Annotated in this window: 19 protein-coding genes; 9 read left to right on the plus strand and 10 right to left on the minus strand. The window is 51.5% G+C overall.

Translation table 11 applies throughout. From position 1 onward, the window contains the following. Positions 1 to 962: 962 nt before the first annotated feature. Positions 963 to 1,685, minus strand: coding sequence for a hypothetical protein (locus tag MK110_00400; GenBank protein ID MCH2209732.1), 723 nt, complete (start codon positions 1,683 to 1,685; stop codon positions 963 to 965). Positions 1,686 to 2,053: 368 nt separating this feature from the next. Here MK110_00400 and MK110_00405 point away from each other — a divergent pair, with 368 nt between their 5' ends. The 3 genes from MK110_00405 to MK110_00415 all read left to right on the plus strand — a co-directional run bounded on the left by MK110_00405 (position 2,054) and on the right by MK110_00415 (position 5,441). Continuing rightward, positions 2,054 to 2,635 (plus strand): aminodeoxychorismate/anthranilate synthase component II, encoded by a 582-nt coding sequence (locus MK110_00405; GenBank protein MCH2209733.1) that lies wholly within the window; start codon positions 2,054 to 2,056, stop codon positions 2,633 to 2,635. A 314-nt stretch (positions 2,636 to 2,949) separates the two neighbouring features. Next, on the plus strand, positions 2,950 to 4,680 hold the full coding sequence (locus MK110_00410; GenBank protein MCH2209734.1) for a hypothetical protein: 1,731 nt from the start codon (positions 2,950 to 2,952) through the stop codon (positions 4,678 to 4,680). 119 nt (positions 4,681 to 4,799) lie between these two features. Continuing rightward, entirely contained in the window at positions 4,800 to 5,441 is a 642-nt protein-coding gene (locus MK110_00415; protein MCH2209735.1) for a hypothetical protein, read from the plus strand. Between the two features lie 7 nt (positions 5,442 to 5,448). On the opposite strand, the gene MK110_00420 is transcribed toward MK110_00415, so the two are convergent. Beyond that, positions 5,449 to 5,991, minus strand: coding sequence for a DinB family protein (locus MK110_00420; GenBank protein MCH2209736.1), 543 nt, complete (start codon positions 5,989 to 5,991; stop codon positions 5,449 to 5,451). A 362-nt stretch (positions 5,992 to 6,353) separates the two neighbouring features. Here MK110_00420 and MK110_00425 point away from each other — a divergent pair, with 362 nt between their 5' ends. Next, positions 6,354 to 7,841 carry a hypothetical protein gene (locus MK110_00425; GenBank protein MCH2209737.1) on the plus strand — a complete coding sequence of 496 codons (1,488 nt, stop codon included), beginning with the start codon at positions 6,354 to 6,356 and terminating at the stop codon, positions 7,839 to 7,841. A 185-nt stretch (positions 7,842 to 8,026) separates the two neighbouring features. On the opposite strand, the gene MK110_00430 is transcribed toward MK110_00425, so the two are convergent. From MK110_00430 to MK110_00450, 5 genes are all read right to left on the minus strand, one after another. Further along, positions 8,027 to 8,836 (minus strand): alpha/beta hydrolase, encoded by an 810-nt coding sequence (locus MK110_00430; GenBank protein MCH2209738.1) that lies wholly within the window; start codon positions 8,834 to 8,836, stop codon positions 8,027 to 8,029. 140 nt (positions 8,837 to 8,976) lie between these two features. After that, positions 8,977 to 9,825, minus strand: a complete 849-nt coding sequence (locus MK110_00435; protein ID MCH2209739.1) for a sugar phosphate isomerase/epimerase — start codon at positions 9,823 to 9,825, stop codon at positions 8,977 to 8,979. Beyond that, a complete protein-coding gene (locus MK110_00440) occupies positions 9,825 to 10,889 on the minus strand; it encodes a Gfo/Idh/MocA family oxidoreductase (GenBank protein MCH2209740.1) in 1,065 nt (354 codons plus the stop codon). Before MK110_00440 ends, MK110_00435 begins: the two co-directional genes overlap by 1 nt. A gap of 8 nt (positions 10,890 to 10,897) precedes the next feature. Further along, on the minus strand, positions 10,898 to 12,676 hold the full coding sequence (locus MK110_00445) for a solute:sodium symporter family transporter (GenBank protein MCH2209741.1): 1,779 nt from the start codon (positions 12,674 to 12,676) through the stop codon (positions 10,898 to 10,900). A 488-nt stretch (positions 12,677 to 13,164) separates the two neighbouring features. Continuing rightward, entirely contained in the window at positions 13,165 to 14,346 is a 1,182-nt protein-coding gene (locus tag MK110_00450) for a Gfo/Idh/MocA family oxidoreductase (protein ID MCH2209742.1), read from the minus strand. A gap of 200 nt (positions 14,347 to 14,546) precedes the next feature. Between MK110_00450 and MK110_00455 the strand changes: the two genes are divergently transcribed. Continuing rightward, on the plus strand, positions 14,547 to 15,002 hold the full coding sequence (locus MK110_00455; protein ID MCH2209743.1) for a hypothetical protein: 456 nt from the start codon (positions 14,547 to 14,549) through the stop codon (positions 15,000 to 15,002). Beyond that, positions 14,969 to 15,895, plus strand: coding sequence for a hypothetical protein (locus tag MK110_00460; GenBank protein ID MCH2209744.1), 927 nt, complete (start codon positions 14,969 to 14,971; stop codon positions 15,893 to 15,895). The genes MK110_00455 and MK110_00460 overlap by 34 nt, the downstream gene beginning before the upstream one ends. A gap of 227 nt (positions 15,896 to 16,122) precedes the next feature. Here MK110_00460 and argF read toward each other — a convergent pair whose 3' ends face one another. Next, positions 16,123 to 17,043 (minus strand): ornithine carbamoyltransferase, encoded by a 921-nt coding sequence (gene argF / locus MK110_00465; GenBank protein ID MCH2209745.1) that lies wholly within the window; start codon positions 17,041 to 17,043, stop codon positions 16,123 to 16,125. Positions 17,044 to 17,140: 97 nt separating this feature from the next. Here argF and MK110_00470 point away from each other — a divergent pair, with 97 nt between their 5' ends. Further along, a complete protein-coding gene (locus tag MK110_00470) occupies positions 17,141 to 17,479 on the plus strand; it encodes a hypothetical protein (GenBank protein MCH2209746.1) in 339 nt (112 codons plus the stop codon). Here MK110_00470 and MK110_00475 read toward each other — a convergent pair. Beyond that, positions 17,452 to 19,068, minus strand: a complete 1,617-nt coding sequence (locus MK110_00475; protein ID MCH2209747.1) for an NAD(P)/FAD-dependent oxidoreductase — start codon at positions 19,066 to 19,068, stop codon at positions 17,452 to 17,454. The two genes, MK110_00470 and MK110_00475, sit on opposite strands and share 28 nt — an antisense overlap. A gap of 177 nt (positions 19,069 to 19,245) precedes the next feature. Between MK110_00475 and MK110_00480 the strand changes: the two genes are divergently transcribed. Continuing rightward, positions 19,246 to 20,268 carry a hypothetical protein gene (locus MK110_00480; protein MCH2209748.1) on the plus strand — a complete coding sequence of 341 codons (1,023 nt, stop codon included), beginning with the start codon at positions 19,246 to 19,248 and terminating at the stop codon, positions 20,266 to 20,268. A gap of 345 nt (positions 20,269 to 20,613) precedes the next feature. Here the strand turns inward: MK110_00480 and MK110_00485 are convergent, their stop codons facing one another. Continuing rightward, positions 20,614 to 21,921, minus strand: coding sequence for a Gfo/Idh/MocA family oxidoreductase (locus MK110_00485; GenBank protein ID MCH2209749.1), 1,308 nt, complete (start codon positions 21,919 to 21,921; stop codon positions 20,614 to 20,616). A gap of 143 nt (positions 21,922 to 22,064) precedes the next feature. Here MK110_00485 and MK110_00490 point away from each other — a divergent pair, with 143 nt between their 5' ends. Continuing rightward, positions 22,065 to 23,684: an FAD-dependent oxidoreductase gene (locus MK110_00490; GenBank protein ID MCH2209750.1), complete on the plus strand. Its 1,620-nt coding sequence runs from the start codon at positions 22,065 to 22,067 to the stop codon at positions 23,682 to 23,684. The last annotated feature ends 11 nt before the right edge of the window (positions 23,685 to 23,695 follow it).

The following is a 23,695-nucleotide window of genomic DNA, read 5'->3' on the forward strand; positions in this document are numbered from 1 at the left end:
CCTGGCGATCCCGCCACAGGTTCGATGTTAAGTACAATTAACACAATCTTTAACATCGTTAATATCAATCTGAACACTTCCAAATGCGTTGTGGCGCGCCGGCTGGTCATGCGGTCTTCCGTAAATCATTGAACCAAAAACAGTTACGTTGCGGTTACATCGGCAACGATTGAAGGAGATTTTCCGGTTGGCTTAGAAAATGCCGGTACGTTCACCTGTTGTGACAAAAGCGATTCTATGGATTTGATCGATTGTTATGTCTGTCGCTGAACTGTTGAAAGCCTGTTCGGCGACAGGACATGAGAGAGACGCAATTGTACTGGTCCGGAGAATTCGGTCACAGTGAGGGAAATCTGCGGTTCACAGACCGCAACGGGCTGCATAGCAGTGGTCCGCATTCGTCCGACAGGGAAGGGTTCCCTTGCCCTTCCCTGTTTCGGATGGAATCGCTTCTGAGGTTATTCCTGCGGAAGGACTCCGAACAGTTTGGTTCACAGACCTTTAGCTGTTCCATCCACCGGCATTTGCCGGCTGCTGTGTTATGGTGCGGCGGCGGTGTTATGCCCACGGGCTGACTGTGCAAACGCCACCTTCGAACAGCTGGGATGACTGTGTACAAACACCGCAGATGAATGATGCGTGAACGAATGTGTCACATGTGCTTGCAGCGACATTGTATGTCATTCACAGTGTCGATACGCGTATTGCGCGGATGAAGGCAACTGACGGGCCAGGCATTTCTGCCAGGGTTCCCGGATACAATGAAGCGGGTGAACCCCAGGAAATTATTCTTCAACATTCCTGATTCTGTGTGGTAGCACCGGTTCTCATCCAGCGAACCTTTGAGATCCGGACTGTCCGCTGAACATCCTGAATAACAACGAAAGAGGGCGAACCAGTCGGTTCGCCCTCTTTCGTTTCGTGCCAAGTCGTATTGCTTTATGCAGTCAGCTGATTACGGTCTAGCGTGTGACGGATGCCGGGGCACCGGATCCGGCCCCGACGGAAACCCCGGAGGAAGCTGCTGCCCCGCCAAGTCGCGGCGCAGGAATGCTGTTGTTGTACAGTTCATTAATGATTTGAACTTCGGATGCAGGTCGACTGTATTCGCGTCCGGAGCGCACAGAAACAGTAATTTTTTCCGATCCGTTTGTTAGTTCCGCTAGTGCACTTTCGACATTAATCAGTCTTTCGCTGTCGATGCCAGGATCCCGGGCAGACTGGACATAAACAACACGCCGCTGCAGCGGTGTGACTTCCAGAATCTTTAGTAGATACAGTCGACCAGGTCGTGTGAGTGTCTGGTCAGCGCTGTCAAAGTGCCGATTGTACAGCGTGTTTTCTTCAATCCATCCGTTGATTTTCTGGACTTCCATAATGTTTTCGACGTACTGTCGGTCTGCACACACGTAAGGAAGCGGCCAGTAATGTGCTGCGTGGAATGTATGAGAAAACTGCTGGCCTTCTCCGGATGGTCGTGGACGAACCGGCCAGATCTTACCTTTGCTGCACTTTTGGCGAACACCAGGCGTGATTTGGGCTTTCTCAGACCACCATCGATCAGACCCTGGTTTCGCACTGGAATAAGGATCCGTTTGTTCGATCAGACTCGGCCCGGTCATACAGCCGGAGAGCAACGTCATCATTACAAACGCAAGACTCCGGGGACTATCAATGGTCCTCATGGCCTCACCATTCCGTCAGCAGTCTTATAAAGTAAAGGGGTGTTGTCATCACCCGGGAGCCACCGCTGGCGGCGCCAGCGCAACAGGCTCTTTGTCAGGTCTTCGTCAATTGAGGTGCCCGGTCGATGCCGTCAACCTTCGGCAATCGGTGTGTTGTTGACATCCCGCAAGACCGGCAACACACAACCTGGGCATTTTGCCTTTTCTGCCATCTCAGCCATTCCTGACATCCATGGATTCGCTGGATGTAATGGCAGAAACTGCCGGTTGGCAGATAAGGTTACTGAGGTTGTTAAGTTCTCAACTTAGAGACGTTCCGCTATGGTCTGTCCTGACGACGCACTCTCACCGGACTTGCTGATTCGCTCATGATTTTTTTGCTCGATAATTATGATTCGTTCACTTACAACCTGGTCCAAAGGATTGGTGAAATAGACGGGTCCCTGGAGATTACGGTTGAACGCAACGATCAAACGTCCCTGGAAGCCATTGCTGCCATGGCACCGGATCGAATCATTATTTCACCGGGACCCTGTACGCCTGCCGAAGCCGGATTGTCGAGAGACGTGATTCGACGTTTTGGTCCCCGGATCCCGCTGTTGGGAGTCTGTCTGGGCCATCAGTGTCTGGCAGACGTCTATGGAGCAAGTGTTGAGCGTGCCGGACGACTCATGCACGGCAAGACGTCACAAATTCAGCATGGCGGAATGGGCGTTTTTGCAGGATTACCGCAGCCTTTCGAAGCCACACGGTACCACAGTCTGATTGTGCCGAAGGAATCCATACCGGACTGCCTGGAAATCACAGCCTGGGTTAGTGAAGAGGGTCACGATTACGAAGTGATGGGATTACAGCACCGGGAATATCCGGTCCATGGCGTACAGTTCCACCCGGAGAGCTTTCTGACTGGTTTCGGGCATGATCTGCTGCGAAACTTTCTTGCAGTCTGATTCAGACAAATACGTGCAGAAACAACAAAATTCAGCCAGGACTGCTGCTCTCGTATCGAATTAACCCGGTTGCAGACAAAGTTGATCCGGACATCTGTAAATCATTTCGGGATTCAATCGACCTGTGACAACTGTTGAAGTACACCTTGATCTTGTCAGAGGAAAGCTGTGAGAATCCCACTGAGAAACAGTGTCTGCCAGCAGCGCTCAGCGGGCTCCATCACGTTGGGATCGGCAATTCTGAGTATTTCAATTGTCGACCAGACTCAGGCATATTGACTGACTAAGACGTCCAACCAGAACAAGGGGCACCAATGACTCCGGCTCAAATCCTGCAACTCATGTTGACAGTACCAGTACTTGCGTCTGCTGCAATGCCTGCTCAGGCCCAAGATGCGGTACTCGCCGATCAGATTTTGCCGAATGACACCTATCTGCATATTACAGTCAAGAGTGTGGAGGACACGAAACGTCAGTTCGCAAAATCACCGTACGGGCAGCTGATCAACGATCCGTCCCTGGCTGATTTTCGTGAAGAGCTGCACCGAGCGTTCGATGGTCCGATTGGCAATGTTCTCTCTACGGTTGAAGCTCAACTGGGAATGTCAGTTGAAGATATACTGAATATTCCAACCGGCGAAGTTTCTGCGTCGATTTGCGGTGCGGGGAATCATGTTGGACTTGTGCTGCATGTTGATATTGGTGAGTCGCATTCCGAAGTGGAATCACTGCTGGAGCTGATCGAACAGACACTCAGCCAAGTCACGGAGGTGGCTCTGTCAAAGGAAGATGTCGATGGAACAGAGACCACTCTTTATGAAGTTGTGGGAGCGGTCCCGACCCCGCTGATTAAGGAATTCGGCTGGTTTCTTCGTGACAGTCACCTCGTGTTCTGCAGCAGCAAACGGGTGATGGACAGCCTGATTGCCAATTGGGACGGAAACTCTGCAGATTCACTCAGCAGCAACGAAATATACACACATGTGCTTAACCGTCTGGAAACGGAACCCGGTTCTGCAGACTCAATCTTTTATCTTGATCTGATTGGTCTGCTGACGAAACTGTCTCAGACCGGATCATTCGGTCAGGCTCAGTTCATTGCCAGCATGGCAATTGCTCAGTTCCCTCTGCTGGGTCTCAACCAGTTGCAGGCCATCGGAATGATTGCAGAAGAAGGTACCGGTGATTTTCAATTGATTCGACGGGGTATGGTTTATGCAGAACAGCCACCTGCCGGAATTATGCGTGCCTTCATGCTCCAGCCGGTCAGTGCAACACCGCCCGACTGGGTCAGGGATGATACCGTATTTTACATGGCAACCAGCTGGCAGGTGTCCGAAGCCTACGATGCCATTGAAAGCCTGGTTGATGGGTTTCAGGGACCCGGCGCTCTGGCAAAACTCGTTGATCAGATATCCGAAAAAGAAGGTCCCGGTGTTCACCTGAAAGATGACCTGATCGATCAGCTTACCGGAGAAATTCATGTGGTTGGCGGTGCGATAGATTCATACACAGGCACAAATGAAATGTTATTCGCCGTGGGGATTCAGGATCCGGACGCGTTTAATGATTTGCTGGCTCGTGTCAGCAACGAACCGAACTTTCCTTTAGAGGTTCGGGAATTTCGGGGTTTCACACTTTACGAATTCAGCGAATCCGGAGCAGTCGTTGGACTGACTGTGGCCAACGGTTCATTTCTGATCGGAGTCGGCGGACAAATCCTGGAACGGGTGCTTCGCAACGATGATGACATGCTTCCGCTGGCGGAATCAGAAGACTTCAGGCGGATTGCTCAACATTTCCCGGCAGAAGTTGTTTCGGTCAACTTTACGAAGCCGGCAGATCAGTATCGAACACTTTATGAACTGCTACAGAGCGGAGATGTCGCGGATAATTTTCCCGGAATGGACGAAATTTTTTCCGTCATTGATTTCACCACACTGCCGCCTTATGAATCCATCAGTAAATATCTGACTCCGGCCGGTGGATTCACGGTGGCCGATGAAAACGGCTACGTCAGCGAAGGATTTTCACTGCAACCCTGAACGGTCTTCTAACGCAAATCATCATCAGGATTTGTGACTGGGCGCTCGAGCGTTTTGGTTCGAGCGTTCTTTTTTATCCCCACAAGATCGTCGGCGATCAGTTCAGGGAACAGATCATCATGGCGGCATCACCAGTTGAAGTACCGATTGTACTGCCTGATGCTGATTCACCTGTCGTGCTGTGGCGGAACGGAGTGTACCGGTCTGCCGCGAACCTGCCCGATTCGGCCATTTTTCCCGGAGCGTTCAATCCCGTCCACGATGGCCATCGTCAGCTGCGCAATGCGGCGGCCACATTTTTGGGTGATTCAGTATTGTTTGAACTGTCGGTCTGCAATCCTGATAAACCATCACTCACCGCACACAAAGTTCACCAGCGGCTGCAACAGTTCACAGACGAGGACGTTCTGATAACCAACGCAGCACTGTTTGCAGATAAGGCAGACCTGTTCCCAGGTCGTTGGTTCGTGGTTGGATTCGACACAGCAGAACGCATCCTGAATCCACGGTATTACAATCATGACCTCGGGCTGCGTGATCAGTTTCTGCAGAAAATTTATTCAGCAAAGGTGCAGTTTCTGGTTGCCGGTCGGATGGATCTGACAGGCAAATCACGCATTTTCCGTACCAGCGATCAGTTGCCGGCGGGACATGATTACGGCGAGCTGTTTGTACAGTTGCCGCAATCGTGTTTTCGAGTTGATCTTTCATCAACAATGATACGCCAACAGCAAGGGAGCGCTGAGAACACACCATTGTAAAGTGGCACTATCTTACAGGATCAAGGCCCAGTCCCCGACGAATGAGACCAATCTGCCCGGCATGGATCTGTTCGTGGAGCGGACAGAACATGATGGCTCCCAGTTTAACGGGCCAGGCAGTCCATGGATGGTCGACTTCTTCCAGCAGAATGTCAGGCTCCAGCTGCCTCAGTTCAGAAAGTGCTGTTTCATGAATCCGCGTCAGCCGTGCAATCAGTTCATCAGAAGATGGTTGGTTTGACGGATTGTCGGTCGGTGTTGTTTGACGGCTGTAAGTTTTTCGAAATCTGCCAGGTACCAGATCGAGATCATCCGGACGACGACCGCGTATTCGAAACATAAGCAACCCATACTGGCTGACCGCCAGATGTCCGATCTGCCAGGCAATGTTGCACGGAAGTCCGTCGGGGATTTCGAACCAGCGATCTTTTGGCGTTTCTTCCAGCAGCCCCAGCGTATAAGTCCGTGCGGAGAGAATCTGTTCGATCGTTCCGTTCAGTAACGTAGCGGCGGTCGCCGGGTCCGGAGTGAGGTTCATGCTGTTGTACATCATCAAAGAAAGCGTTGACTGCGGTACTGCAGAACCGTGAAACGACCGAACTTGTTTTTGGGCATTTCATTGTTTGCAGGAACCAGAAGTAAAAATCGCCGGATGGCGACCTGCGGGTGTCGTGTCTGCACAGCAAGATCGTCATTCCCGGCACCGGCTGACCGGTCCGCTGAGAAATGTAATCACGACTCAGGATCGACAACACACCGAATTATAGTCTCGGGTAACCGCTGAAGTTGTTTCCCGGTGAAATTGTCGTGTAAACAGAATATTCAGATTTCGAATCAGATGATGACATGACAAACTAATGCAAGCCGCAGAAAAGAATATACCGTCACTCTTATGAATCGAAGACCGGCAACATGAAAGAAATTCGTAAGTGTGTCAGCACCGTCCGTGAACGACAGCAGCGTCAGTGGATCTGGAAATGTGTGTCAGCGGGATTGATGAGCAGTGGCCTGACGGCCTGTGGTCTGGGGACTGCCCGGTTCCTGTGGTCCGATGTCAGTCTGTTGTCCGTCGTTGCAGTTCTGATCGCCGGTCCGCTGCTGGGCTGGTTATATTCTGTATCGCGTTCCTGTTGTGAACAGGCCGCCGCCGCGGCAATTGACCGGGAATATCAACTTAAAGACCGTACGACAACGGCGCTGGAATTTTCTGCAACGTCCGCTCATCAGACAGGCTGGCAGATTCTCCAGGTGGAAGATACAGCAAAACATCTTGTATCAGTCCGGCCGGAAATGGTCGCACCAATTCACGCACCTCCATCGTGGTTTTGGGGACTTGGTGTCTCCGCAGCAGCTATCGTGATCGCAGTGGCCGGATCACCTTCTGAACAGGCCGTAGCTGAAGTCACGTCGAACAATGTGGTGACTGCCCAGGCCGATACATTAGAAGACAGCCTGAAAGAACTCCAGGAGTTTGACACTGAAGACATCGATCCGGAAATGGAGGAATTGCTGCGGCAACTCACAAAACGGCTGGACGCGTTAAGACAGCCCGGTGTGGAACCTCGGGACGCACTCGCCAGGCTGTCTGAAATGGAGGCTTTGCTTCAGGAAAAACAGCAGGAACTGCAACACCCTGATACTGAAGCTCAGCTGGCAGAGATCGGAATAGCGTTGTCACTTTCAGACGAAATGCGGGCGGCGGGAGAAGCAATGGGTAAAGGGGAATTGAAAAAAGCGGCCGAGGAACTGGCACGGCTGGAAATGCCTGAACTCAATACTCAGACCGAGAAAGCAATCACCGAAAAACTCGACAATGTTCGGAAAAATGAAAGCCGTGAAGCCGGTCAAAAACTCAAAGAGGCAACAGCCCGAACGACTGAAGGGCTGAGGCAGAGAAACCGCAGCAAATTCCAGGAAGGAATGCGGGGCCTGGCAGGGGAGTGCAAAAAGCAGGACCGTCGAAAAAAACTGTCGGACCTGCTCAGGAAACAGTGTCGTTTTCTGAGTGAATCTAAGGGTGAATGTGAGTCTGAGTACCGGCGAACCGGCACAGGCAGCGGAAAAGGCGGTGATCAGTGGGGGTCGGGCAGGACAGACAATCAGGACGAAGACAGAACATCGAAACTACAGTCGAATAACAGAATGAATATCACCGGACAGCAATCTGCAGAGGGTGACATTGACACCGAAACCATGACGGCTCCACAGACCGTTCAGGAAGCCGTTCGTCGATACCGTGATCAGGCGGAAACGTATGAACGGCTGACCGAATCCGTACTGGATTCTGAGCCAATACCACTGGGACACCGACAGACAATTCGTCGTTATTTCAGAATGATTCGGCCTCAGGACAGTGAACTTGACGCCGCCAGTAAAGAAACGAAAAAAACGCCGGAATAAGAGATAACAAAACAACTCCAGTGATTGCGTCCGGTGCATACAGCGCCTGCTTCGGAAGCAGCCTGACACAGAGCTGGGGACTTGTTATTTCAATCTGCTGTTCAGTAATTTTCTGAACGGATTTGTTGCGGGCCATCGCCAACAATGATGCTTGGTTCCATAAAGTAGCGCAGAGCAACAATCCGTTACAGATAATGTCGTTCAAGGAAATTACCCAAATGAAGCTGGACGTCCGCGGCATGTTGCTCGCTGCTCACGGACTTGGGTGTCAGCTCTTGAAACTCAGCACCATCAATCTGTTCCGCAATCGTCTGTCCGTAATGGAATAAATGAATCGGATCCTGTCGATTTGCCATCACGAGAGTCGGCACACAGATGCGTGTCAGTTCGCTGAGCTGATCATAGGGAGCATCCTGCGGAATGTGTCTCAGTCGGACGGCCCTCTCAACCGGCGACTGTCCGTCAAACTGGCCAGCCAGTGATCCTGCACAGTCCGGTGATTCAGCCATCATTGTGGTGTACACCTGCGACCGGCAGAACTGCTCACGTCCTCGCGCCGGCCCGAGATCACAAATCAGGTCTGCGATGTCGGTGAACAATTTTGCGTTTTCGTAATTGGGCCCAGCCAGCCAGGCCGGACGTGACGGCACCAGTCCCATAACCCGCCGGGGAAACTGCAAAGCGAAACGGACTGCCAGTGCCGCACCCATCGAAATTCCTCCGATGACGACACGATCAATTTTCAGGTGGCTCAGCAAAGCTGCCAGATCGTCTGCGAAACCGCTGAAACAAAGTTTATTGACTGGTCCCAGTGGTTGGGTTTCACCGTGAGCCCGACAATCAAAAGAAATCAGCCGTATACCGGCAGGCGGCGTAAACAACCCGCACGGCTGGCTGACATCACCACTCAGGCCATGCTGAAAAACAAACGGCAGGCCCTGACCGATATCTCGATAGTGGAAAGTGATACCGTCGTGGTGAAATTGTCTGGACATGTAAGTCAGCCGCGAACAGTTTGCTGGTCAAAAAAAGAAATGGAAACGTAAATCAGCAGAATAAACTGTCACACGATTCCAGCGTTTCAAATTCAATCAACCGCACGGCCAGTGACAGATCCTCGTTTTTTAACAGGCTCTCAGTGGTTGATTTCTGTTGTCCGATCCAGTTTTGCATGAAGAAACCGTACACACTCGGGAACCTGCGATTCACTCAGTCCATGAGTAATGAGTGCGCCGTTGAACTCGTACTTGTCCAACAACTTAAGAAAATAGTCGTAATCCAGAATACCTTTGCCTGCAGGGCTGTACCCGATATCTGCGTCGTCACTGAGATCTTTGGCGTGGGCCACTGCGATGTCGCTGCTCAGATGTCTGAATGCATCGTCCATCACTTGATGCATTCGTTCTGACTGGCCGACCTGGAACAGATTGGCAGGGTCCATGACGATTTTCACAACCGGAGAATTCAGTTGGTCCAGTAATCGGCGAGCTTTGAGCGCGGAATTGACAACGTTGTTAATTTCCGGCTCAATTCCCACCATCACATCCGATGCTTCCGCAATATTTACGATCTGCCGCATCGACGTCAGCATGTCGTTCCAGGCCGCCGGCGAATCATTCTCCGGATGCGCCCGCCACATGTTCTGCGGATCACGTGTGCCGGTACACAGTGTGATTAATCGTGTATTGAGCTGACGACAGACGTGTGCCAGTATGTCCAGGCGTTTCAGGTTGGCTTGCAGTAGCTGACGATCTGGATGAATAATGTTGAACGTTCCCGAAACTGCGGCCATGGTTAATCCACGTTCAACATGAGCCACGCGGACGCGCTCACAAAGTTCTGCGTCGATCTTATTCGGCAACGTCGGCAGACCGGCACAGACGAAATTATACTGAGTGCACTCAAACCCGTACTGACATACAGCATCGAGATTTTCTTCCGGTGAGTCGCGAACAAACGTTTTGGCGAAGACGCCCAGCTGCATTAAACGACTCCGGTCACATCCGAGAGACAGACGGCCTCGCCAGTTTCTACAGACCTGGCAATCGCCACCATTGCCCGCATGGCGGCCACTCCATCGTTGACTGTTGCACCGTGCTGTGGTTTTCCGTGAAGAATCGTATCGGCAAATCCCTCAAGCTGAGTTTTATACGTGTACGCATCAGCACCAAGCGGACGTCGAAAGACACGATCCTTTGCCGAGAAACATTCAACCACACTCGATTTGTGATACCACGGCAGGAAGACACGTCCTTTTACGCTGCCATGTTCACCATGAATCATAAATCCTTCCTCGAAGTCACCATGAACAGCAATAATCAGGTCCAGATGTCCCAGGCTGCCATCCGCAAAATCCACGTCAACATACCAGCACCAGGTACCGTAGCGCTCCAGCAAACGGGCACGCACGGAAACAATTTCGCCACCAAGCAGACGCGCTGTGTCAACCAGATGACTGGCATGACCGAGGATGTAATACCGTCGGCGATCTGACTTCGGGTCACCCTCCGGGCGAACTGCTCTGTGACTTTGATGAACAACCGGCTGAAGGTTATCGGTCATCGTATAACGATCGGTCGAATCGTAATACCACGCCTTGAAGTCAATGCGACCGCCGATTTCCTCATTCAGAAACTGTTTGGCAAATGCGATTCCCGGATCGAACCGCCGATTATTGCCCACCTGCAGGATCAGTCCGGAATTATCGACTGTGTGTTTCAGCGCTTCACATTCTTCGACTCCCACGCCCATTGGTTTTTCGACAAACACGTGTTTACCTGAGCTGATCGCCTTGGCCGCCAGCGGCACGTGAAACTGATCAGCAACAGCAACGATGATCGCCTCAACCTGATCATCCGCCAGCATCTCGTCGTAGGTTCGATAGGCGACCTGCGGTTCCCACATGGTTGTCATCCGTGTTCGCAGGTCATCTGCTAAATCGCTGATCGCGTACAGCTGAATATTGCGAGCCTTCCAACACGCATCAAAGTGCGCAATTTGTGCGACTGGTCCGCATCCCAGAACACCGATACGCAGTTCTTTTTCCACACATCACCTCAATTTTGCGTTCTGTGTTCCACAAACAATTCGGAAAAATCTGCTGTCTGTGCCGAACCATCTGCCAAGTGTGACTGCAGTACAATGGCAGCGTCGGAAAGCTTCGATATGTCTGCAACTGAATTCTGGACTTGCTGGTGGATTTCTTCGGCAGTAGCAGTTGCGGGCGTTACTTCCTTCTTCCTGAGAACGCTGAAGTCGGCAAACAGCGCATAAATTACGAACACACCAACAATCAGACCAACGCCGACTTTCTTCGCGTGTACCCAGGGCGTCATGTCGACGGCACCAACGTCTTGCTGCACAAATTCTTTTTTGCATGGTGATATTTCCCCAATGACCAACTGCAGGATTACTAACCAGGCAAACACCGCCCCAAGAAAATGAAACTCGTGCATCGACTGGACGATCAAATCGAAAGGCGGCACAAAATAGCCCAGAACGATGATACCGAATCCGGCAATCAATGCGATTTTAGCGGCTTTTGGCGGCACCCGCTTTGAGAGCATGCCCACCAGAACCACCGCGAACAGAGGAATGAAATAAATTCCGTTCATCTTTTGCAGATATCCCATGATGCTGTCAGTTCCCGCAAGGAACGGGGCAATCGTCATAGCAGCAGCGGCAACAGCCCAGCCAAAAATTTTGCCTGAGCGCACGATCTGTTGTTCCGTGGGATTTCTGTTGATCATGCCCTGATACAGGCCAAGGCTGAACAACGTACAGGAACTGTTCAGAGCCGAATTGAAGCTCGACAGAATGGCACCGATCATGACCGCGGCGAAGAACCCGGTCAGCGGTGCCGGCAGAACTTTGTTAACCAGCGTACCGTAAGCGTGATCAGCCCTGATGCCATCATCCGCAAACAGAGCAACAGCGATGATTCCGGGCAGGACCAGGTAAACCGGCCCAAACAGTTTGAGTGCCCCCGTTAGCAGCACGCCTTTTTGGCCTTCCGCCAGGCTGCTGGCGCCTAAGGTTCGCTGAATGATCTGCTGGTTGGTGGTCCAGTAAAAAAATGTCAGCAAAAGGATCCCGGAAAACAATGTGCTGAAGGGTACTGAACTGTTGTTGTTACCGATTGAATTGAAGGTTTCCTCAGGGAGTTTCCCGAGCTTTTCGATACCATCGCTGAAACTGTTTTCGCCAAGGAAGAGCAGTCCGAAATACGCAATCATGACCCCCCCCACTAGCAGGCCAATCCCATTGATCGTATCCGACACAGCCACTGTTCGCAGACCACCAAAAAGTGCGTAAATCGACCCAATGATGCCTACAGTCCACACGATTGCCCACAGCACAGTCGTCTCGGATTGGATCCCGGTCAGAGTCTGTATATCCAGAATACCGATCATACCCGTAGCGCCCGTGTAAAGGATGATGGGCAACAAAATGCAGACATAGGCCACCAGGAAGATCAGGTTGGTGATGACCTGAGTTTGGTGGTCGTATCGGATTTCCAAATACTGTGGTACGGTCGCAATGCCACTCTTTAAAAAACGCGGCAGGAAAAACAGGGCCATGGCCACCATCCCGATTACAGACCAGACTTCCCACACCATCACACAAAGACCGTCGTTAAATGCGGCACCGTTCAGTCCGACCAGCTGCTCCGTCGACAGATTGGTCAGCAGCAGCGAGCCTGCAATCAGTGGAAAGGTCAGTGTGCGCCCGGCAAGAAAAAAACCATTTGATGAAGTGTGATCATCATTGCGTGTCACACGGTAAGTGATTACTGCAACCAGGACTGTAAAAAAGACGAATGAAGCAACAACCATCGTGTCTGTCCTGTTTGCTGTTATGTGGTCTGTAACCGTCAGAGCCCCGATGACACGGACTTTACTGTCCTGTATTGAACACAGGGAAAGAAATCCGGTGTTCGATGTCTCTGATTGCAGGTACCGCGTGCAGGGTATCCGGCTGCGTCCGCACAGGAAACCAGTCTGTTTTTCAGTGCATTTTTGTTTGCCGCAATGCCAATGCTAAGTTCCTGGAATTGTCACAGCCGGAACGTTTCCAGCCGGCCGTTACTGAACGATTATTTGCAGCGGACCTGTCTTTGTTCACATCACTCGTCCCGTTGGACTGTGTGCTGCGGCTTTGTGTTTTAATTGATGGTTTGTCCGGGAGGACTGCGATTTGCACACTGTGTCGCTGCCGTCTGGCACTCCGTGTAGCCGCCGTCTGACAGACTGCAGCCATCGGAAGGTCGCCTGCTGGTGCTGCAAAAAGGAGGTTCGGACGTGAAGTCGAATTTCGGCACCGGCTACAGATTTGCCAGCGCGTTGCCACGTTCCTGAAGCGGCAGGGCAACAGCTTGACTTCCCTGGCGATGCGACTCAAACACACCACAGATCATCTCCAGAATCGTCGCACCTTCCAGGGCACTGCACAATGGCTGACGATCCGAGCCGATCGACGCGATTAAATCGCGAGCCGGCCGGCCATGATGTGTGATGATTTCCGTGAGGTTATCGTATGGCTCCGGCTGACCAATACCGGCCGACGAAATCGGAACCCACGGGCGAGGTTTGTCAGTTGGCTCAAAGGGATTACCGGGAACAAAATGGGCCAGCGGGTGTCGATCACATTTGATGGCTACGATTCCCCTGCTGCCTATAATCTGCAGTCCAAACCCATGATTGTGGGTCTGATCACTGGCGATTGAATCAAAGCAGGCGATCACACCACCTTCCATTTCATATCGCGCGTGAACTTCGTTGCCGGCCAGCGGACCAAGTCCTTCATTGCCTTCTTTGACATCACCTTTAACAACACGACGACCGTCCTGCATCATCACTGCTGAACACGACAGTGGATTCCCGCCAAAGTAGTTGATCAGATTCATCGTGTGTGAACCGAGAACCCACAGATCTTCTCCGCCTCCGCGCCGATCACCTTTACCCCGACCACGGATTTCGAGCACTTTTCCAAGGTCCCCGTCCGCGATGAGCCTGTCGATCGCCTGCAGCGTCGGATGGTAGCGATTGCGGTGAGCAACAGCGATTTTGGCCTGATGTTTCTCGGCTGATGCGATGATCTGATCGGCTTCGCCAGGAGTACGACAAAACGGCTTTTCAACATAGATACCCTTCGCACCGGCTTCGATCGACGCGATAATCATGTCTCGATGCTGATCGGGATGCCGCGGGCAGACCGCTACGATATGTGGTTTAACTACCGCCAACATTTTTCGATAGTCCAGGAAACTGTGTTTAGCCCCCAGACGTTTTCCGGCTTCCGCAAGCCCGTCTGCATTCGGGTCTGCCACGGCCACAATCTCAGTCGCCGGCACGTGCATCCAGACGCTGTCCAGCCCGTGCCCATAGTTCCCGCGCCCGGTATGGCCAATCACGGCAACACGAAATTTGTCATCCGAAGCTGCCCGACCAATCAGTGGGAATGCCAGAGAAGCTGAGCTTGCGGTCAGAAATGTGCGGCGATGCATGAGCAATACTTCTGTTAAGTAGTGACCATCACGGATGGTAGCGATTATTCATCAGGTTTTTAGCTGCTTGTCCAGTGCTCGGCCAGTTGCTGACGGGCTCGCGCTGATGGATTGCAAACGGCAGTACTGATTGACAAAGTGTATCACGGGTCGTGTTTGATCACGAATTACTATCGGCCGACGATCAGGACACCGGGGTGATGAAAATCAGCGAAACAAAAGAATCCTGGTTTCTGGTTGTGTTTTTCACTGTGTTCGTATTTGGTCTCGCGGTTGCAGACCTGGCCGCTGCAGCATCTGACAGCTCAGACGACTGGCTGCTGTTTTCGGCGAAGGGTGAACGTGCACCCGATGGTTCCGCCAGTGCTCCCGTTGTGGGCATCATCCGAGCCAACGGCAGTGCGGAGCAGTATCCCGACTTTGGAGTTCCAGGACAAAAAGGATGGCAGCTGGGACCGCAGTTTTCTGACGGGAAGTTTGTCGCGCGGAGTTTCGAAAACACCACGATGTCTCCGGCCGGCGCAACGGTTCTGTCTGGCTGTTCGACTCCGAGTCCGGCAGGATTGAATGTGAGCTGCTTACCAATTTCGACAGTGGAGACAGTGATATCACTGTTGATCTGGTGCTGCCTGGCAGACGGCTGCTGGTCGGCGTAATTGATAAAGATGGACAGCGTCAACTGTACGATATGGACCTGAGTGGCAGAGACGCACGGGCAATCACCTCACCTGGCGAAGGCTTTCACTATGGGACGCACCTCAGTCCCGACCGCAGGCGTCTTTCCTGTCATCTCACAGGTGGTATCCGTCACCGCAAGAACGGACTTATCGAATCACCATTTCGTGTCGGTTACTATGCGATCAACGTGATGGGGCTGACCGGCCGCCCGCGCACACTCGTGCATGGTGAAGAGGGACATCTGTTCTTTGATCCTCGCTGGTCGCCTGACGGAAGTTCACTGATCTATCTGGACTGCCTCCCGCAGACAGACCCAGGCCACATCCGCGCCGATCTGGTACTGGCAACTTTCGACGAGTCAGCACCCGGCGGCTGGCGCAGTCGCCGGGTCACTACGGACCAGCGGCACTGGTTCGGGACGGCCTACGGACCGGCCGACGCCCGCGGTGGTGGTTCGAACACTTCGAGCTGGTCTCCTGACGGCAGGTTCGTTACCTGGACTCGAATGACGCCCGACGCTCACATGGACTGTTATTTTGATCCGACACGTCCCAGCCACGAGGAGAACGTGTATGCCCCTGAGCGCGCCAGGGGTGGTACACAAATTTGTCTGCTCGAACCGGCAACCGGAAAGGTGATGGAACTGACTGACGCTGTCGAGCGCCGATGGGATTTTCGGCCACGCTGGTCGAAATCCGGTCGTTTGATCGCTTTCGTTCGCTGCATGGTGGGCTGTTATGCCGAACTCTGGGTGATGCGGGCAGATGGTACTAATCAGCGACGTCTGACAGCCGGCCCGGATCATGCGCCACGTGGCTGCGATCAGCCCCGGTGGGTGTACTGGCCAGGTACTGCAGTTGACCAGAAGTAAATACTCCTTTTGTAAGAAATCACAGTGGTGTCACAGATGTGTATTCAATTCAGCAACTTGGTTACATCCTGACTTATTACCGTGGTTTCACTCACCAAAGCCCGTCACTCATTCCGGAAATCCTTCCCCGTGAAAAAGTTCTTTCCGCGTTTTTACGCTGACAATTTATGAATGTCATTAACGGGATTGGAACCGTGTGATTTTCAGAGACGGGTGACACATCGTCTCTACTGTTTCGCCAGCAGCCATGCAAAAAGTCCCCTAGCCAAATGCATGCGGTTTTCTGCCTGGTGGTAGACGATACTTTGGGGTCCGTCTATCACATCATTTGTGACTTCCAGACCGCGCTTCGCCGGCAGATCATGCATAAAGCGAGCTGTTGCCGGAGCCTGTTTCATCAATTTGCTGTTCACCTGGTAACCTGAAAATGCCTGTTTACGACGCTCAGCTTCTTTTTCCTGGCCCATACTGGCCCAGACATCTGTGTAAATAAAGTCAGCCGTGGAAACAGCATCGACAGCATCCCGCGTCTGCTGAATTTTTGCGTCAGGAAACCGTAATTTCACACCCGGCAAAAATTCTTTGGGAAATTCAAATCCTTCCGGAACCGCCAGGGTAAATTTCAGACCGGTCATTGCCGCAGCAATCGCCAGTGATTTGGCCACATTGTTGCCATCACCAACGAAAACCAAATGGGTTCCTTCAAAGGTGTCGGCTGTTTCCTGAATGGTAAGAAGATCAGTCAACGCCTGACATGGATGGCGCTCATCAGACAATGCATTGATCACCGGGCAGCTGCTGTACTGAGAAAAATCCAGAATCAGCTGTTGTGAAAATGTCCGCATGGTGATCATGTCACTGTAGGAACTAAGCACAGTGGCTACGTCGGAAAGCGATTCCCGGCCATCAAGGCCGGCTTCAGCCATGGTCAGAAAAATACCGGACCCACCCAGATTGATCATGGCAGCTTCAAAGCTGTTGCGAGTTCTCAGAGACGGTTTTTCAAAAAGCTGTACGAGCACTCGTCCGGCGTACGGAGCTGGGAGGTCGCCGGATTTGTACCGGCGTTTCAGATCTGCTGCGATACGCAGAATCTCATCAAGTTCTGCTGGAGTAACATCATCCAGGGAAGTCAGGTTTCTCGGCATCGTCTGCGGGGACCTGGTCACGATTGGGGTTCGAATTCGGGAAACCGATTATTATCTGCTTTCGAACGGTCCAAATTAAGCTCGGAATCAAGGATTCATGGTTTTTTCCGGTGGGAGAAACATAACAGGTCATCTTTCAACCATTCAGAGTGTCTGCAGACGGCCACGGGTGAACGTTTGGTGGTCTCAAGACGATTTTTTCCAAAAAGCAGCAACAAAACCTGTGAGCCATATTCAGATCTTGTTTGTTCAGCCTGATCTGAACCGTGATTTTATTCAAAAATTGGTTCTGGTGTGGTTCTGTTCATGTTGTGAACACCACCTGACAGCACACAAACAAAAATTTGAATTGGCTGGTGGCAACCCCGAACACACTGATTTTGACAGCGGCAATATCGGAGTGACGGCTTATTTAGTGTCCTGTATTATCGCCTGAGCAGCATTTCTTCCACTAGCTCCCATGACACCACCACCCGGATGAGTCGCACTTCCACATAGATACAGACCCTCAACCGGTGTGCGATAGTCGCTCCATCCCGGCACAGGTCTCATGCTAAACAGCTGGTGAAGTGACATACTGCCCTGAAAAATGTTGCCACCTGTAAGCCCGTACACCTGTTCCAGATCAACAGGAGTCAGAATTTGTCGGTGCTCGATCGCAGACTCAAAATTCGGTGCATATTTCATAATTTCCGAGATACATCGGTCGGCAAAGGTTTCCCGATGATCTTCCCATGTGCCGTTTGCCAGCTGATAGGGTGCGAACTGGACAAATAAAGAGGCGACATGATGTCCTGGGGGAGCGATCGAGGGGTCCACGGCACTGGGTATGGTCATTTCTATGATGGGTCTTGTTGACGGATATCCCTGCCGGGCTTCAAAACAACCCTGCTCCAAATCCTGTATGTGAGCATTGATGTGGATTGTGCCGCGATGCTGAGGTCCCGGCTCATTGATGCCCGGCATTGCGGTGAAATCGGGTAGTTGATTCAGAGCAAGATTGATTTTCATGCTGGCACTGCTGTAGTCGATCCGTTCTACGGCTGCCTGAAAGGTTGCTGGAAGTACGTCACCGGACAGCAGCCGACTAAACGTGTGCCGAGCATCTATTCCTGATGCCACATTAGCGGCTTCATATTTTGAACCGTCTTCCAGCTGGACACCACGAACATGGTTACTGTCTACTAAAATACGACTGACCGGTGCACCGGTGTGGATCTCAACACCATGACTTTGTCCGGCCGAGGCTAGAGCTTCTGACAAACGTCCCATGCCACCCCTGACATATCCCCAGACGCCACGGGCACCGCCGGCGGCTCCCATAACATGGTGAAGCAGGACATAAGCTGTCCCAGGTGCTGATACAGACTGGAAATTGCCAATAATGGCATCCGTTGCAAGTGTTCCTTTGAGTTCATCAGATTCAAACCATCGATCGAGAATGGGCAGAGCGGCTCCGGTCAGCAATTCGATCGCTTCCGGCATCTGATTTCCAAGCGATTCGATCGCTTTGTGCAAATGCACGATTTTCCGACCATCACTGATTTTTTTTCTTAGCGAACGGCGGCGCCAGGTTTTTGGCAGCGGCAGTAAATCCGGTGGTGTACTGCTCAGAATCGGTTCCAGTTTTTCAGCCACGTTCGTCAGTAGAGATTCATAACGGGGCCATGCTTCCGCGTCCTTCGCTGAAAACTTCAAAATCTCAGCATAATTCGAGGTGTCATCTGCCCCCAGAATAAGTGATCGGCCGTCGTCAAACGGTGTGAACGAAGATGGTGTTCTCGCCAGGACTTCGTAGCCATATTGCTTCAGCTCAAGTTCCTGTTCGATCTCCGGCAGAAGCAGACTAATGACATAGGCTGCCGTAGACACTTTGTAACCCGGCCATAACTCCTCAGTTACACAGGCTCCACCCACAATTGGCCGTCGCTCGAGTACCAGCACACTTCTGCCGGATCGCGCTAAATATGCTGCACACACCAGCCCGTTATGTCCACCGCCAATGATGATTGTGTCATACTTCATCCGTGCTGATTCTCTGCTGTGCTGAAGGTCAGAAACAAATACCGTATGATTGGACCGTTACCCACCATCGGACCACAAACACCCTGATACCTTTTTCTCATGAAATACTTTTTCAGCTTATTCATTTTGCTGGTGTCGTTTGGTTGTTCTTCGGAAGAAAAACCGACCGGAAACGTCGTGGCACCGGAACCAGAAACCCAGACACCCGAAAAAGATGATTCCGCAGCGATTGATGTTCTTTCCCAAATTGGCGCACGCACAAAAAAGAACGCTGATGGTCTAGTTATTGAAGTGAACCTGAGAAAAACGCAGGCGAATGATGAAACACTGCGTGCCATTGCTCCACTCAAACATGTCCGGGCATTGCTACTGAACGATCTGGAGATTACAGATGCGGGCCTTGAGGTATTCAGTGAGGTCGACTGGCCACTGGTAAACCTGGACCTGCGCGGCTGTCCCGTTTCCAACAGAGGTCTGGCTCTGCTTACCGAAGTTACTTCTCTCAAAGCACTCCGCCTGTCGGGGAGCAACAGCAGGACTTCCGTTGACGATGACGGCATGAGCGCCGTTGCCGCACTTAAAAATCTCAAAGTCCTGTCACTCGACAAACTTTGGATCACCAATACGGGTATCGAACGATTGCTGCCGCTCAACCAGCTCGAAGAGCTCTACCTGGCTGAAACCACAATCGACGATGATGCCTTGATGTTGCTGGCAAAATTAGAAAACCTTCGCAAACTGCGATTATCAAAAAACCAGATTTCTGACTCGGGCCTGAAGCACCTCACCAGCCTTGAGCAACTGGTTGAACTGGATCTCAGCGAAATTTCCCTGCTTTCTGATGAAGGGATGCAGCACCTGAGTGGTCTCACCACTCTGCAGAAACTGAATTTATGGCGCGTTCCGGTGAGCAATTCCGGTGTAATGCAGCTCAAACCGCTTACCAATCTGGAATGGCTGAATCTGGACAACACCAGATTGTCTGACGACGGATTATCGGCACTCGTCGAGATGAAAAAAATATCTTTTCTTCATCTCGGATCGACTCAGGTATCTGACTCGGGACTTCCACAACTGTCAGGTCTGACCAGTCTCAAAGATCTTAAAGTCACACGAACAAGTGTATCAGCAGCTGGTGTAGCTGATTTACAAAAGAGCCTGCCCAACACAGAGATTCAGCTTGAGTATATAGCCAAGTGAAATTCATCATGGTTTGTTGTTTATATTATCAACGAACCTGTTGATAACACGTTGCATTACCAACTAATGACCTGGACTAAACACCTAATTTTTCAACCAGTATAATTTCTGTTTGGTATGGGTATGGATAGTTAACTCTTTTATCAGACCAGTTCACCGGTCGTAATAAGGCAGGTTATCAACCGGTTATCAACACGATTTATTTCACTCATGTCATATATATAGCTGCCTGATGATGATTTTCGGTACCGGTTATCAACAATGGACGTCTACCTTATTACTATTGCTACTTAAAATTTTGTTTTACCTGTTCCCAAATCAACAACACCGACCAATCTTCCGTCATTATGACACTTCCCAGCCTGGATTATGATCTTTTGAAACAAATGCTGTAGCTGTTTCTGTATTGGTAGCTCTGAGATTCGGTCCATCCCATTCCAGGGCAACACCAGATCGGTATGCAACATTTCCGAGCTGGACAGCTTCGGTCAGTGCACCGGAATAAGTGAAGTTACAGGTTGTGGGTGTCCCATTCATACACGCCTGAATCCACTCGTTGTGATGTCCCACAGAATCCGGAATTGATTTTGGCGGTGGCACGAAACCAGCAAATTTTTCCTGGGGGAACAATCGGTACGAGCTGTAATCAGCAAACATCATTCCGTCACTCCCCACAAACATGACACCATTTGCTTTGACACGCTGACCGTGAATTTGTTTGGGGATCATGTTTCCGTCGTACCAGGTCAAATCAAGAGCTGGATTTGTTTTGGTGGCCGGGAACTTGTAGTCGACCGTCAGACCGAGTGGACAGGAATCAGGATGCAGTTGAGGACCATGGGCGCGACAATAGGTGGGGCGAGTGAGATTCAGTGCCCAAAACGGCAGATCCATGAAATGACAGGCCATGTCACCAAGTGTTCCACTGCCGAAGTCCCACCATCGTCGCCACTGACCAGGATGATATAAGCCCTTTTTGAACGACCGGGCCGGGGCTGGCCCCAGCCACAGTTCCCAGTTCACGTGACCGGGGACAGGATCAGCTTGTTTTGGCCGTTCTCCGCCACCCCATGTCTTACCAACCCAAACATGGACTTCATTCACGTCGCCAATGGCTCCGCTCTGAATGATTTCAACTACTCGTCTATAGTTATCCCAGGCATGAATCTGGGTACCCATTTGAGTTGCTACACCGGCCTGTTCAGCAGCTTCTGCGATGATTCGAGCTTCCTGGACACTGTGTGTAAGCGGTTTTTCGCAGTAAACATGTTTTCCTGCCCTGAGCGCCCGAATCGTAGCGGGAGCGTGGTGATGATCAGGAGTTGCCACCACTACGGCATCGAATTTGTCTCCCATGCGGTCAATCATTTCTCTGTAATCAGAGAAACCGGCTGGAGTCGCCCCATTATTTTCATGGATCATTTTTTGAGAAGCTGCCAGAAACTCACCATCGATATCGCAAAGTGCAACAATATTTTGCGACATCACACCCTGAATATCGGCAACCGCACGATTGGCGGTGCCGATACAGGCGATATTCAGTTTGTCCAGGATCGATGAACCACGTCGGGCTTCAGCAAAACCGGACGCGTATATGCCGGCGGCTACAGAAGCGGATGTATGAATAAAGTTTCGGCGGCTGAGCAAGGTCATGGTGAGTATCCTGTGGGGCAGGCAGTGTGAAACGGTCTACACGATAAGCGGAGAGAACGGCAGGCGGCAAGTCTTGTTCGGAAGCTCCATGACCACATACGAAAATATTGTTTTTAACTGCGGGCACAGTTACCCCCAATAAAATGAGTGAATACACAGATAATCTGATTGTGGGCCAGGGACTGGCAGGAACAACGCTGGCGTGGAGTCTGCTGGACTGCGGGCAGAGTGTCGTGCTGATAGACAGAGGAGAAACTGCTACAGCATCCAGAGTTTCTGCCGGACTGGTCACTCCCTGGACCGGTCGTCGAATGGCGCAGAGTGATGACTATCAGGATTACTGGGACACAGCCGTCAGATTCTATCGATCAATTGAAAATCGACTGAAACAGCGACTGTTTACTGAAGGGCCTATGGTACGTGTTTTTGTTAATCGTTCGGAAGAATCTGTTTTCTACAAGCGGAAAGCTGTGGCAGCAGAGGGGGCCCTCAAATCATGGTCCGGCAAACTCCAGTCTAACGGGCCGTCTTACGCCGGTTGCTGCATGCAACCGGCCGGGCGACTGGATGTACGGCGCTATCTTCAGACGTCAGTAGACTATTTCAGTCAGCGAGGTCTGTGGTTCCGTTTGAATCTGGACATACCGGATGGATTGTTGCTGCAGTCGGATCAGGTGGAATTACCGAAACTTGGCCTGACAGCGAAGCGGATCATTTTCTGTCAGGGAGCCGCACAGAATCCGTGGTTTGAAGGAGTGCCAAATAATGCATCTCGGGGAGATGTTATCAATGTCCGACTGGATGATTATGTTATGCAGGACGTGGTGCATCATTCCGTGTGGCTGGCACCGGAACGGGACGGAAGCATTACGGCAGGATCCACATACGACTGGGAATTTGCGGACAACGCACCAACAGCAAAAGGTCGTCGACAAATTCTTAAAGCAATGGGTCGGTTTATCGACGGCAACATTCGAGTCCATCGACATGCAGCAGCAGTACGTCCGACGATGAAAGATTACCGTCCGGTCATTGGTCGTCATGGAATCCACAGTTCAGTGTACATATTCAACGGTCTTGGATCTCGGGGAGTTTTGACAGCACCCAGGCTGGCGGAACAGCTTGTGGAGTTTTTAACGGGGCAGCGGACCAAACTACCTCATCAAATCACCCCGGATCGTCTGCGTAATGAACAGTGGAAAGAATCATTGACACAAGTTGCCCAGAATCGCATGGCAAGCGTACTGAGTCACGGAGACGTTGTGATTGATGCGACGGTCGGTAATGGATTTGATACCTGTTTTCTGTCAGCGCATGTGGGGCCCGCCGGGCATGTTTACGGATTTGACATACAGCACCAGGCCATCCAGGCCACTCAAAAACGACTGAACGCAGCACAGCTGACGAATGTTAAACTGTTATCGTACAGTCACGCTGAGATCAGCCGACATGTGACAACATCAGTCAGTGGAGCTATGTTCAATCTTGGATATTTGCCACGAGGTGATCATTCAATTGTAACCCAGGCAGACAGCACAATTACCGCCCTGAAACAGTTACAGCAACTTCTTAAACCGGGGGGAATGATCACAGTACTGGCGTATCGCGGGCATGAAGGAGGCCCGGAAGAAACGGGAGCGGTGGAGAGCTGGCTGCAAGAACAAACCGAGTGTCTGGTGGAACGTATTGACAGCCATCAGAGCAGGTCAACCTCACCGATATTGTTTATACTGGTGAAGCGATCACAACAAACGGAAAAATAGATTCAGCTGTA

The organism is Fuerstiella sp. (assembly GCA_022447225.1).
Lineage (GTDB): Bacteria > Planctomycetota > Planctomycetia > Planctomycetales > Planctomycetaceae > S139-18.

Excerpts from the sequence above, each read along its gene's own strand:
- MK110_00420 (MCH2209736.1), bottom strand. The coding sequence starts at position 5,991 with ATGTACAACAGCATGAACCTCACTCCGGACCCGGCGACCGCCGCTACG.
- MK110_00425 (MCH2209737.1), top strand. The coding sequence starts at position 6,354 with ATGAAAGAAATTCGTAAGTGTGTCAGCACCGTCCGTGAACGACAGCAG.
- MK110_00485 (MCH2209749.1), bottom strand. The coding sequence starts at position 21,921 with ATGACCTTGCTCAGCCGCCGAAACTTTATTCATACATCCGCTTCTGTA.
- MK110_00435 (MCH2209739.1), bottom strand. The coding sequence starts at position 9,825 with ATGCAGCTGGGCGTCTTCGCCAAAACGTTTGTTCGCGACTCACCGGAA.
- MK110_00450 (MCH2209742.1), bottom strand. The coding sequence starts at position 14,346 with ATGCATCGCCGCACATTTCTGACCGCAAGCTCAGCTTCTCTGGCATTC.
- MK110_00430 (MCH2209738.1), bottom strand. The coding sequence starts at position 8,836 with ATGTCCAGACAATTTCACCACGACGGTATCACTTTCCACTATCGAGAT.
- MK110_00400 (MCH2209732.1), bottom strand. The coding sequence starts at position 1,685 with ATGAGGACCATTGATAGTCCCCGGAGTCTTGCGTTTGTAATGATGACG.
- MK110_00475 (MCH2209747.1), bottom strand. The coding sequence starts at position 19,068 with ATGAAGTATGACACAATCATCATTGGCGGTGGACATAACGGGCTGGTG.
- MK110_00445 (MCH2209741.1), bottom strand. The coding sequence starts at position 12,676 with ATGGTTGTTGCTTCATTCGTCTTTTTTACAGTCCTGGTTGCAGTAATC.
- argF (MCH2209745.1), bottom strand. The coding sequence starts at position 17,043 with ATGCCGAGAAACCTGACTTCCCTGGATGATGTTACTCCAGCAGAACTT.
- MK110_00415 (MCH2209735.1), top strand. The coding sequence starts at position 4,800 with ATGGCGGCATCACCAGTTGAAGTACCGATTGTACTGCCTGATGCTGAT.
- MK110_00410 (MCH2209734.1), top strand. The coding sequence starts at position 2,950 with ATGACTCCGGCTCAAATCCTGCAACTCATGTTGACAGTACCAGTACTT.
- MK110_00490 (MCH2209750.1), top strand. The coding sequence starts at position 22,065 with ATGAGTGAATACACAGATAATCTGATTGTGGGCCAGGGACTGGCAGGA.
- MK110_00470 (MCH2209746.1), top strand. The coding sequence starts at position 17,141 with ATGGTTTTTTCCGGTGGGAGAAACATAACAGGTCATCTTTCAACCATT.
- MK110_00455 (MCH2209743.1), top strand. The coding sequence starts at position 14,547 with ATGAAAATCAGCGAAACAAAAGAATCCTGGTTTCTGGTTGTGTTTTTC.
- MK110_00405 (MCH2209733.1), top strand. The coding sequence starts at position 2,054 with ATGATTTTTTTGCTCGATAATTATGATTCGTTCACTTACAACCTGGTC.